The sequence below is a fragment of the Mucilaginibacter sp. GW821-FHT07G05 genome (assembly GCF_059418565.1).
Genome location: NZ_JBWKQC010000003.1, coordinates 552887 through 567178 on the forward strand (window position 1 = coordinate 552887; position 14292 = coordinate 567178).

Sequence of the window (14292 nt, forward strand, 5' to 3'; positions counted from 1 at the left end):
CTTATTACATGGAAGATTTTTTTAATAAGGTAATTGATATACTGTACAAGGCGAAGCAAAATGATGTAGAAATCATTCTGAATGGCGATCGCCTGCAACTTAAAGTCCCTGAAGATCAGGAAATAGATGAGCAACTTTTAAATGATATAAGGGCTAATAAGCAACTGATAATTGATTTTTTAAGCAATGAAAGCTGGAAATCAAAAAGCATAAATGATACTGATAAAATAGCCATATTTGACAGGGCTGCACCTATCGACCTGCCTTTATCTTTCGCTCAGGAACGCATATGGTTTATAGACAGGCTGGAAGGCAGCGTACAATACCACGTACCGGCAGTATTTCGCCTGAAAGGCGAAGTGAACAAGGCGGCGCTGGCAAAAACCTTCCAAACTATCGTTAACCGTCACGAAGTATTGCGTACGGTGATGACCGAAAAAGGCGGCAGGGGTTACCAGGAGATAAAAGCAGAGAACAACTGGGCAATAGAAGAACTTCAAGCAGCAGATCAAAGCGAAGCGGAACTAAGGGAAACCATCCAGTCGCTGATCAATAAACCGTTTACGCTGACCGAAGACCACATGCTGCGCGCGGCATTGCTGGAGATCAGCGAAACGGAACATATTTTAGTAGTAACGATGCATCATATCGCGTCGGATGCCTGGTCGATGCCGGTAGTGGTAAACGAAGTGGCAGCGCTGTACAAAGAATATACCACGGGCGAGCAAGCCAACCTGCCGGAGCTACCGGTACAATATGCCGACTATGCCCTGTGGCAGAGAGGCTACCTGAAGGAAGAACTGCTGGAAGAAAAGCTGAACTACTGGAAAGAAAAACTGGACGATGTAGCCCCGTTGCAACTACCGGCAGATCATACACGCCCGGCCGTACAAGGCACCAAAGGCAGCACATTGCTGTTCAGCATGGATACCGAAATAGGCAAAGGACTGCAAGCCCTAAGCAGGGAACAAGGCGTAACACTTTACATGACCTTGCTTTCGATATTCAAAGTATTGCTGTACCGTTACAGCGGACAGGAAGACATCTGCGTAGGCACCTCGATAGCAGGCAGGCCACGTCAGGAACTGGAAGGGCTGATCGGCTTTTTCGTAAATACACTGGCACTTCGTGACGAAGTGAAAGGCGAAGAAAGCTTTACCGATCTCCTGAAGAAAGTAAAACAAACCACGCTGGGCGCTTATGAGCACCAGGATGTACCGTTTGAAAAAGTAGTAGAAACGGTAGTAAAAGAAAGAGATAAAAGCAGAAGCCCGCTGTTCCAGGTAATGCTGGTGCTGGGCAATACCCCTGAAGTACCTGAAGTAAAGCTTGGCGGTCTGGAACTGTCGGGCTATAGCTATGAGCAAACCACGGTAAAGTTCGATTTGACATTCTTTGTAACCGAAACGAAAGATGGGTTACGCTTCGCGGTACAATACAATACAGATGTTTACGAGCATGCACGCATAGCCCGCATGACGGAACATTTCCAGCAACTGATCAGATCGGTGCTGGCTAATCCGCAGGGAACAATAGGCCATTTGCAGATACTGACAGCAGCGGAAAAAACAAACCTGCTCAACCAGGGCAAAAGCACCGCTGCTTATCCGGAAACGGCAACGGTGGTTAGCTTATTTGAAGCACAGGCAGTGAAAACACCCGATGCGAAAGCGCTGGTGTTTGAAGGGAAATCGCTCACCTATGCCGAACTGAACCAAAAGGCCAATCAGCTGGCGCATTACCTGCAAAGGCATGGTGTAAAGGCAGGTACTTTGGTGCCGCTGTATATGGATAGGGGCATAGCGCAGCTGACCGGTATGCTGGGCATATTAAAAGCCGGTGGGGCGTATGTGCCACTGGATACCGATATGCCGCAGGAGCGAATTGGTCACTTATTGGAAGATACAGGCGCAAAAATAGCGGTAAGCGAAAGCAAATACGCCGAACGCCTTACCGACGAAAACGACAACCTGAAAGTAGCGGAACTTGACGAACTGGATTGGGAGCTGTCGTTGGAAAGTGAAAGCAACCCGGCCATAACCCACAATGCTTACGATATAGCCTATGTGATCTACACATCGGGTTCAACAGGTAAACCGAAGGGTGTAAAAGTTAGCCACCGTAACTTGGTTGACTATGTTTACGGGCTGGATGAAAAGATTCAGATCAGCTGTTGCCGCAGGTTTGCTATGGTGACCACCATTGCAACCGATTTGGGTAACACCGTGCTTTATGGTTCATTGCTATACGGCGGCGAGCTGCACGTGATAAGCAAAGCGATGGCGAGCCACATAGAGGCGATGCAGGAATATGTGGAAGATAACCGCATCGACTGTATCAAGATAGTGCCATCGCATTGGAAGGCTTTATCGCCCGAATCGGGTGCGCCTTTGCTGCCGTCGAAACTGTTGATATTTGGTGGCGAGGCCTTGCCGAAATCATCGGTGGAGCGCATTCGTTTATATGGCGATTGCAGGGTAGTAAACCACTATGGCCCTACCGAAACTACGATTGGTAAGCTGCTGTACGAAATTCCCGCAGAGGAAGATATCACAGGCAACATCATCCCGATAGGGAAACCATTTTCAAATACTGAAGTATACATATTAACTAAAGAGGGCGAAGTGTGCCCTGTGGGCGTACCGGGGCAGCTGCTAATTGGCGGTTCGGGTGTAGCCGGGGGCTATTTGAACCGTGCAGAACTGACTGCCGAAAAATTTATCGACAATCCATTCGGAACAGATAAATTATACCAAACCGGCGATAAGGTACGCTACAACGCCGAAGGTAATATCGAATATCTTGGCCGTATTGACGATCAGGTGAAGATACGTGGTTACCGTGTAGAGCCGGGCGAGATCAGTCGTGTGCTGGAAGCCAGCGAGAAGGTAAAACAGGCGGTAGTCATCAGCCGTGAAGACAGGCAGGGCAACCTGCAACTGGCAGGTTATGTGGTAGCCGAAGGTAAGTTTGACCGCGGCGCGATACTGGATTACCTGAAAGCCCAACTGCCGGACTATATGGTACCGGTCTATCTGCAAGAAATAGAGAAAGTACCATTAACCGCCAATGGCAAGGTAGACCGCAAATCGCTGCCCGATCCGGAAGGCGAACATATACAAGGCGGTTACCAGGCGCCTAAGAACGAAACCGAAGAAATTCTGGCGGAGATTTGGGCCGATATCCTTGAACTGGACACGGTAGGAACTACGGATAACTTCTTTGAACTGGGCGGTCATTCGCTGCTGGCAGTACGTTTGATCTCGGCAGTACGCCGTGCATTTAAAGCGGAGTTGCCGATAAGCGACGTGTTCGATTATCCGACCATTGCCGAACTAAGCGAAAGGCTGCAAGGCGATCAAACTGAAAATAAAGAAGAAGCTGTTCCGGCAGCATTGCTTCCGCAGATAGCGGTGAGCGAACGACCTGATGAAATACCATTGTCGTTCTCGCAAGAGCGTTTGTGGTTTATTGACAGGCTGGAAGGCAGTGTACAATACCATGTACCCGCGGTACTGCGCCTTAAGGGCACGCTGAACATAAGCGCCTTAGAAAATACCTTTAAAGGGATAGTTAACCGCCATGAAGTATTGCGGACGGTTATCAAAGAGCATAACGGTACAGGCTATCAACAGGTAAAAGCGAAGGACAACTGGAGCCTAAGCCAACAAGATTTAACCAACCATTCAGAAGAGCAGGTAAAGCAGGCAATTCAAACGCTGATCAGCGTGCCGTTCGATCTGGCAGAAGATACGTTGTTAAGGGCCACGCTGTTAACGCTTAGTCCTGCCGAATATATACTGGTGGTAACCATGCACCACATCGCTTCAGATGGTTGGTCGGGGTCTATATTGGTAAAAGAATTTATAGAGCTTTACCGGAGCGAGGTTACCCAAACTGCGCCTAACCTGCAAACCCTGCCGGTACAATACGCGGATTACGCGCTGTGGCAGAGGAATTACTTGCAGGGCGAAACGCTGAATGAAAAGCTTAATTACTGGAAAACAAAACTGGATGATGTAGCCCCGCTGCAACTGCCTACCGACTACGCAAGGCCATCGGTGCAAGGCACACAGGGTAGTACAACCGTATTTCAACTGCCGGATCATCTAAGCAAAGCACTTCACCAGATCAGCAAAGAACAAGGCGTCACCCTGTACATGACGGCGCTGGCCGTACTAAAGGTATTGCTGTATCGCTATAGCGGGCAGGAAGATATCTGCGTAGGCAGCCCGGTGGCCGGCCGTAACCAAAGCGAGTTGGAAGGCCTTATCGGGTTCTTTGTAAATACACTGGCTTTACGCAACGAGGTAAAAGGCGAGGAAACCTTTAACCAGTTATTGAGCAAAGTAAAACAAACCACGCTGGAAGCTTATGCGCACCAGGATGTGCCATTTGAAAAAGTGGTAGAAACGGTAGTAAAAGAACGCGACCTAAGCCGCAGTCCGCTGTTTCAGGTGATGCTGGTATTGCAGAACACGCCCGAAATACCAAAGCTGCAATTGAACGATCTGGAGCTGGACTACCTGCCCGAAGCGCACGGCACATCGAAGTTCGATATCACCATGTTCCTGACAGAGCATAACGGCGGAATCCGTGGCGCGGTGGAATATAATACCGCCCTGTATAACGAAGCGACGATAGCAAGACTGATAGGTCATTATGAAGAACTGATCGCGGCTATTAACAGCAATCCAACAGAAAAAATAGGTCAGCTGAACATCCTTACAAACACCGAGAAGGAACAACAGCTTAATGAATTCAATAATACAAAAACAGCTTACCCAACAGATAAAAACCTGGCGCAGCTGTTTGAAGCGCAGGCAGAGAAAACACCATTTGCAACCGCATTGGTGTTTGAAGGTAAAGAGCTAACTTATGCTACGCTTAATAAGCAAGCGAACCAACTGGCCAATCTCCTTAAAAAACAAGGTGTAAAGGCAGAAACACTGGTACCGCTTTGCATAGAGCGCAGTACCGAGATGATCATTGCCATACTGGCGATACTGAAAGCAGGCGGCGCTTATGTACCTATCGACCCGGAATACCCGCAGGATAGAATAGCGTACATGCTGGAGGATACCAACGCCGCTTTAATTATCACCAGTACAACGGGCAAAGAAAAACTAAGCGATTATACCGGCAAAGTAATAGAGCTGGGTAGCGAAGCGATTCAAGCCCAATTGAACAATGAGAGCGAAGCAAACGTATTCACTGAAACCGCGTCGGATAACCTGGCCTACGTGATCTATACATCGGGCTCAACAGGAAAACCTAAAGGCGTAATGATGCCGGGCTCAAACCTGGTTAACTTGCTATTTTGGCAGGAAGATCAGTTTAAAAATAAAGCGAGGCGTGTATTGCAATTCGCCGCGTTTACTTTTGATGTAAGCTTTCAGGGAATTTTTTCAACGCTTTGTTTCGGTGGTACGCTTTATTTAATTAATGGAGAACGCCGCCGCGATGTGAACGAGTTAATGCGCGATGTTGATAAGTACAAGATCACTCATTTGTTTTTCCCGTTCATCGTTCTGCAAAACCTGGCCGAATTCATCGTGTCGTTACCGGAGGGTATGCACTTTGCCGAGGAGGTAATTATAGCAGGCGAGCAGCTGAAGATCACCGACGATATTGCAAAACTGGTACATAAAACCGGAACAAGGATCATCAACCAATACGGCCCAACCGAAGCCCACGTGGTAAGCTGGTTCGATGTGGATAATGCCGCGTTGCCGCCGCTGCCGCCAATCGGTCGCCCTATAAGCAATACGCAGATCTATATAGTGAACGAAGCCATGGCTTTGGCCCCTGTAGGGGTATACGGCGAACTGTGCATTGGCGGGGTGCAGGTAGCCCGTGGCTATTTGAACCGCCCCGAACTCACCGCCGAAAAGTTTATCAACGATCCGTTCAGCGAAGATGCATCGGCCAAACTATACCGCACCGGCGACCTTTGCCGCTGGATGCCTGATGGCAATATTGAATACATAGGCCGCAGGGACGACCAGGTGAAGATCCGTGGTTTCCGGGTGGAACCGGGCGAAATTGAAAGCGTGGTACAGCAAAGCGGCTTGGTAAGGCAAACAGTAATTATAGCTGCTGCTGATGCCCATGGCAACAAACGCCTGATAGGGTATGTTGTGCCCGAAGAAGGTTATACCAAAGAAAAACTGGTTGCCTACCTTAATGGTATACTGCCCGATTACATGGTGCCGCAACTGTGGGTGGAGGAAACTGCATTTAAGGTTACCTTAAATGGTAAGGTGGATAAACGCGCGTTGAAAGCGCCCGATATGAGCGAAATTCAATCGGCAAAATACCAGGCACCTGAAAACGAAACAGAAGCGATACTGGCCAAAATTTGGGGCGAACTTTTAGGGCTGGATAAGGTAAGCACCAACGATAACTTCTTTGAGTTGGGTGGGCACTCCTTACTGGCTATGCGTGTTATAGCGCAAATTAGGGTACAAACAGGTAAAGAACTTTCCGTTCGCGAACTGTTTACACACCCTACAGTTAGTGAATTAAGCGCTCATTTACTGACAAGCGGGGATACAGCGGCATTATTGCCAAAAATTATTCCCGCAGTACGCCCGGCTCAAATACCGCTTTCGTTTAGCCAGGAGCGCCTTTGGTTTATAGATCAGCTGGAAGGTAGTACACAATATCATGTACCTGCTGTTTTTAGTTTGAAAGGCGAATTAAATAAGTTAGCTTTACAGCGTACATTTCGGGCAATTATTGATCGCCACGAGGTGTTGCGTACCGTGATCGTTGAAAAAGACGGTTACAGTTATCAGCAAATAAACCACGAAAATGACTGGGCATTGGGCTATACCAATGTAACCGGAAATAGCGAAGCTGTGCTTAAACAGCATATTCAAACCCTTGTTTCCAGGCCATTTAACTTAGGTGCCGATAGCATGCTAAGAGCCGACTTGCTCGAACTCGATGCCAACGATCATGTATTGGTGGTAACCATGCACCACATCGCGTCTGACGGTTGGAGCGGTTCGGTAATGGCTAAAGAGTTTGTGGCTTTGTACCAAAATGAAGTAAACGGCACTGCTGCTGATTTGCCGGAGCTGCCCGTACAATACGCCGATTACGCTTTATGGCAACACGGTTACCTGCAAGGGGAAACACTCGATAAAAAACTTAACTACTGGAAAGAAAAGCTGGACGATGTAGCGCCGCTGCAATTACCAACAGATTACGCCCGCCCGGCAATACAGGGCACCAACGGTAGTACAACAACATTTAAGCTTGACGCGCAAATAAGCAAGGCGATACAGGAACTAAGCAGAGAACAGGGTGTAACATTATACATGACCCTGCTTTCGGTATTTAAGGTGTTGCTGTACCGCTACAGCGGACAGGAAGATGTTTGCGTAGGTACATCAATAGCAGGTCGCAGCCAGCAGGAACTAGATAACCTGATAGGCTTTTTTGTAAACACACTGGCCTTACGCGATGAGGTAAAAGGCGAACATAGTTTTGTTGAACTGTTAAACGCCGTTAAGCAAACAACACTCGAAGCTTACGAACACCAGGATGTGCCGTTTGAGAAGGTGGTTGAAACTGTAGTAAAAGAGCGCGACCAAAGCCGCAGCCCACTATTTCAGGCCATGCTGGTATTGCAGAACACGCCGGAAGTGCCCGAACTTAAATTGGGCGGACTAAATCTTTCTACCTACGAATTTGAGCTTACCACCGTAAAGTTTGAGCTTACATTTGTGGTGACAGAACTGGCAGGTGGCTTGCAGTTTGCGGTGCAATACAATACCGATCTGTATCATGAGGATACTATAGTCCGTATGATCGGTAATTATAAAGAGCTCATCAATTCGGTACTTTTAAACCGCGAAGAAAAGATAGGCCGCTTACGTTTACTAACGGATGCGGAGATTGATCAGCAATTGATCGGGTTTAATAATACCGCCACAGAATACCCGGCAGATAAAAGCATTGCCGAAATTTTTGAGGAACAGGCTGCCCAAACACCGGATGCCGTTGCTTTGGTTTTTGAGGGTGAAGAAGTAACCTATTCGGCACTTAACGCGAGGGCTAACCGCCTGGCGCGTTACCTGCAAAAGCAGGGTGTAAAAGCCGAAACTATGGTGCCGATCTGCGCCGAGCGCGGGTTGGAAATGATCATCGGCACGCTGGCGATATTAAAGGCAGGCGGGGCGTATGTGCCTATCGATGCCGAGTATCCCGAAGAGCGTATCAATTACATGCTGGAGGATATCAATGCCGAAATTTTACTAAGCAGCGCGCAAAGCAGGGATAAACTGCCTGCCTTTAAAGGCAAGGTGATAGAGTTGGGCGCAAACCATATTTTTGAAACCGAAAGCGACGAAAACCTTACGGTTACGGTATCGGCAAGTAACCTCGCTTATGTAATTTATACATCGGGTTCAACCGGTAAGCCTAAAGGTGTGCTGGTGGAGCAGCGTAATGTGGTTAGCCTTGTTAAAAATGTAAACTACATCAACATCGGCAGCGATGATATTTTATTGATCACCGCGTCGCCAACTTTTGATGCCGCTACATTTGAGTTCTGGGGGTTCCTGCTGAACGGCGCCAAGCTCATCATTGTTAAAAATGATGAACTGTTCGATATCGCGAAGCTTAAAAAATACCTGATCGAATTTAAGGTGAACATTATGTGGTTCACTTCGGGCTTGTTCAACCAATTGTCAGAAGATCACCCCGAAATATTTGTCGGCCTGGATGCCGTACTGTTTGGTGGCGAAAAAATATCGGAGCGCCTGGCCTTAAAGGTTAAGCACGTGTCTCCGGCAATAAAACTGATACATTGCTACGGCCCTACAGAAAACACTACTTACTCGTTAACATACCTGATACAAGGGAACGAAAGCCTGATACCAATTGGTAAGCCATTCAGCAACCGTACCGCTTATATCCTGAACGATTATCAACAGTTAACGCCGATAGGCGCGATAGGCGAAATTTATGTTGGCGGCGCAGGGGTATCTCGTGGTTACCTGAACCGCCCGGAACTAACGGCCGAAAAATTTATCGATAACCCGTTTGATACCACCGAAGGCGCGAAACTATACCGTACCGGCGACTTATGCCGCTGGTGGCCCGATGGCAATATTGATTACGTAGGCCGTAAGGATGACCAGGTAAAGATCCGTGGTTTCCGTATTGAGCCGGGCGAAATTGAAAGCGCCGTACACCAAAGCGGCTTGGTAAAACAAACCGTAGTTATAGCCGCCGCCGATATGCAGGGCAGCAAAAGGCTGATAGGTTATGTAATACCTGATGAAGGCTACACCAAAGAAAAACTGGTGGCTTACCTCAACAGCGTATTGCCCGACTACATGGTACCGCAAATTTGGGTAGAAGAAGAAAGCTTTAAACTAAACAACAGTGGTAAGGTAGATAAAAGGGCGCTTAAAGCCCCTGATATGGGCGCGGTTTACACCAACGAATACAAAGCTCCCGAAAACGAAACAGAAGAAATGTTGGCTGCAATATGGTCGGTATTATTGGGGATAGAAAAGGTAGGTACAACAGATAACTTCTTTGAACTGGGCGGGCACTCATTGCTGGCCATGCGTGCCATTTCGCAGATCAGGCAGCAAACCGGGCAGGAGCTAACCGTTAGGGAGCTGTTCAGCCACCCAACCATTGCGGAGTTGAGCAATCACCTGCTGCTTAATATTGATATCACGGTAGCATTGCCGGAGATCATTGTAGGAGAGCGTCCTGAAGAAATTCCATTGTCGTTCTCGCAAGAACGCCTTTGGTTTATCGATAAGATGGAAGGCAGCGTGCAGTACCACATACCTGCTGTATTCCGGTTAAAAGGTACGCTTAACAAAGTGGCGCTGCGCAATACCTTCCAGGCTGTAGTGAACCGCCACGAGGCATTGCGTACCATTATTAAAGAAGAAAACGGTAGAGGTTACCAACAGGTTAAAGCCAAGGACGACTGGACGCTTGGCTATCAGAACTTAGTAGGTAAAACCGAAGCCGAAATAAAAGAATATATACAGGTAAGCATCAGCCAGCCATTCGATTTAACAACGGATGCCATGCTGCGTGCCGAACTGCTGGCCATAACAGAGAACGACCATGTACTGGTAATAACCATGCACCACATCGCTTCGGATGGTTGGAGCGGTTCGGTATTGGTGAAGGAATTTGTTGAACTGTACAGAAGCGAAGTAACGCAAACCCTTGCCGACCTGCCAACCCTGCCGGTACAATACGCGGATTATGCCCTATGGCAACGCGGTTACCTGCAAGGCGAGGTGCTAAGCAATAAACTAAGCTACTGGAAAGAGAAACTGGGCGATGTTAGTCCGCTGCAATTACCTGCCGACCATGCACGCCCGGCAGTGCAAGGGACTAATGGTAAAACCAAAATGTTCCAATTGCCAACGCCATTGAGCAAGGGCATCAGCGAGTTGAGCAAACAGCAGGGCGTATCGTTATACATGGCCGCGCTGGCAGCATTCAAAGTATTACTGTATCGCTATAGCGGGCAGGAAGATATTTGCGTGGGTAGCCCGGTAGCAGGCCGTAACCAAAACGAACTGGAAGGCCTCATCGGTTTCTTTGTAAATACACTCGCGCTGCGCGATGAGGTAAAAGGCGACGAACCATTCACCGAATTACTGCACAAAGTAAAACAAACCACGCTGGCCGCTTACGAGCACCAGGATGTACCGTTTGAAAAGGTAGTGGAAACAGTGGTAAAAGAGCGCGATTTGAGCCGTAGCCCCTTGTTCCAGGTGATGCTGGTGTTGCAAAACACGCCCGATGTGCCCGAACTTAAACTGGACGAACTGGAACTGGAATACCTGCCCGAAGCGCATGGTACCTCCAAGTTCGATATTACCATGTTCCTTACCGAACGTAACGGTGAGATCCACGGCGGTGTTGAATACAATACCGACTTGTACGAGGCCGCTACTATCGACAGGCTGATCAGTCATTACGAACACCTGATCGCAGCTATTATCGCTAACCCGGCCGAACTGGTAGGTAAACTGAACCTGTTAAGCGAAGCGGAAGAAACACAGCAGTTAAATGAGTTTAATGATAATCAGCTCGATTATCCAAAAGATAAAGTTGTTACTCAGCTGTTTGAGCAACAGGTAAAACAAAACCCTGATGCTATAGCCGTAGTGTTTGGAGAGCATACGCTGACCTACGATGAGCTAAACAAAAAGGCTAATCAACTGGCGCGTTACCTGCAAAAACAGGGTGTGCAAGCCGAAACACTGGTGCCTTTGTGTATCGAGCGCGAGCCAAAAATGCTCATCAGCATATTGGCGATATTAAAGGCGGGCGGCGCTTACGTGCCTATCGATCCTGAATATCCGCAGGACAGGATCAGCTATATGCTGCAAGATACCCAAGCCGGTTTTGTGATCAGCAGTGCTGCAAGCAGCGATAAATTGGGCGATTTTGGTGGCACTATTATCGATATCAGCAATGCCGATATCGAAACGAAACTACAGGCAGAAAATGATACGGATCTGGCCGCGACTGCTTCGCCTAATAACCTGGCTTATCTAATTTATACTTCAGGTTCAACAGGTAAGCCTAAGGGTGTAATGGTTGAGCATCGCAATACCGCGTCGTTCATCAACTGGAGCATACAGGAGTTCGCGAATAGCGATTTTGATATCGTTTACGCCTCAACTTCCATGTGTTTTGACCTTTCGGTATTTGAAATGTTCTACCCGCTAAGTACAGGCAAAAAATTGCGGATACTGGAGAATGGGTTGGATATTAAAAACTACCTGAATGTTGACGAAGCCATACTGATCAACACCGTACCATCGGTAATAGAAAGCCTGCTGAAAGATAAGGCAGACCTGCACCACGTTAACATCATCAACATGGCAGGCGAACCGGTGCCGGTACACGTATTGGAAGGTTTAGATACCGCTGCTATAGAGGTGCGCAACCTGTATGGCCCAACTGAAGATACCACCTACAGTACACAATATGTAATGCGAAATGGTGAGCCGGTATTAATTGGTAAACCTATTGCCAACACCAATATTTATATATGTAATAAGGTTGAGGAAGGTATTAATCCATTAGGTATTACCGGCGAAATATTCATTGGCGGAGCGGGTATTGCCCGTGGTTATCTGAATCGCCCCAAACTAACTGCCGAAAGATTCATCAGCGATCCGTTTAGTAAGGTTGTCGATGCCAAACTATACCGCACCGGCGATTTAGGCCGTTGGTTGCCCGATGGTAATATAGAATATCTGGGTCGTAAGGACGATCAGGTGAAAATTCGTGGTTATCGTATCGAACTGGGCGAAATTGAGCAGGTGCTGATGCAAAGCGGTTTGGTACAACAAGCCGTAGTATTGGCAAGGCCTGATAAGCAGGGCGCGAAACGACTGATTGGCTACGTAACCACCAACACCACATTTAACCGCGACCAGATAGTACAATATTTACAGGCTTATCTGCCCGATTATATGGTGCCCGGTATTTGGCTGAAGCTGGAAGAATTCCCGCTTACCTCTAACGGAAAGCTGGACAAACGTGCATTGCCCGATCCGGATTTTACCGAAATTATCAGCCATACTTACGCCGCGCCGCGTAACGAGGTTGAAGAAAAGTTATGCAACATCTGGGGCGACTTGTTAAGTGTACCTCATGTGGGCATTTATGATAACTTCTTTGAGCTGGGCGGCGATTCTATCCTTACTATTCAGATAGTGAGTCAGGCGCGCCGGGTAGGTTTACGCTTGCAGCCAAAAGATATTTTCTACCACCAAATGATAGCCTCGCTGGCCGAAGTGATCATACAACGCGGCGACGATGTTTTACTGGGCGAACAAGGCGTGTTAACAGGCAATGCCGGGTTACTGCCTATACAGCAATGGTACCTGCAAAAAAATCAGCCCGAAATATCGTATTACAACCAGGCTGTATTTTTTAAACTGAACAAAAACATATCGTCGGGTATGCTGCAATCGGCATTAAGCCTCATCACTATGCAGCACGATGCCTTACGATTTGTGTATACCAAAGAGGGTACGGAATGGGAGCAACGCTACGGTAACGAACATGCGCAATTACTTGTAGAGGATTTGCAGGATGAAGAAAAGAATCATCTGCCTGAACTAATTACAGCAAGTGCAAAAAAACATCAGCAATCTTTATCAATAACCGAAGGTAAACTGATGCGCGCGGTACTGATGCAAATGCCGGGTTACGAAAACGATAACCGCTTGCTCATCGTAGTGCACCATTTGGCTATCGATGGGGTATCATGGCGTATTATCTTGGAAGATTTGAACCAATTGCTTGATAGCATGATCGGGCTTCAGCAACCTTCAATGGGCGCCAAAACAAGTTCGTACAGGCAATGGCATACCGCATTAACCGAATATGGTTTAAGCAAGAAGATTGAAGCGCAAAAAGCATACTGGAACGGGGTGGCCAGCAGGTTTGAACCACTACCCGATGATTGGGCATTTAACGGCGACGTTATGATGAGCGATGTGGCAGCCAGCCGTGTAAAGCTCGATGCCATTAACACCATGCACCTGCTACAGGAAGTGCCTAAAGTATACCATACCGAAATTAACGATATACTGCTGGCGGCCTTAAGCAAAACTTTATGTGATTGGGCTGGGCAGCAAAAAGTGATCATCGGTTTAGAAGGCCACGGCCGCGAAGCCATCAGCGAGAGTATTGACAGCAGCCGCACAGTGGGTTGGTTTACAAGCTTATACCCGGTAATGTTAGCAGCTGAAAACGATACCGACGGCCTGATAAAAGGGGTTAAGGAAGAGTTGAGGCGTATTCCGGAAAAAGGACTTGGCTTTGGCGTACTAAAATATATCAATAAAATCGATGCTTTGCAAAGCCGTGATCCATGGGATATCGTATTTAACTACCTTGGGCAGTTAGACAAGGCTGTTTCAGCAGGCAACTGGCTTAGCCGGGCCGATGAGGAGATAGGGCAGTCGGTTAGCGCGGCGAATTATTCGGATGCAAAACTCTCTGTTAACTGTTTTATAGTACAGGGCGAACTGGTGATGAACTGGGGGTACAGTACCAAACATTATCGTGCCGAAACAATTAAAACGTTAGGCGAAACTTATATAAAAAACTTGGCCACAATTATTAGTTATTGTATGGAAAAGGGTAAATTAGGAAAGGTATATACCCCTGCCGATTTTGGATTAAGTGCTGAAATTAAGCACGAGGAACTGGATAAATTCCTGGAAGATGATAACAGCGATAATATTATGAGTTTTTAACTATTGG

At 47.5% G+C, this 14292-nt stretch carries 1 protein-coding gene; it reads left to right on the plus strand.

Features of this window, described 5'->3' with window-relative positions; genetic code table 11:
• Positions 1-8: 8 nt before the first annotated feature.
• The gene (locus AC07NA_RS10640) at positions 9-14285 is read left to right on the plus strand and encodes an amino acid adenylation domain-containing protein (RefSeq protein WP_494897551.1); all 14277 of its coding nucleotides are present in this window, start codon (positions 9-11) and stop codon (positions 14283-14285) included.
• Positions 14286-14292 lie beyond the last annotated feature (7 nt).

Excerpts from the sequence above, each read along its gene's own strand:
- AC07NA_RS10640 (WP_494897551.1), top strand. The coding sequence starts at position 9 with ATGGAAGATTTTTTTAATAAGGTAATTGATATACTGTACAAGGCGAAG.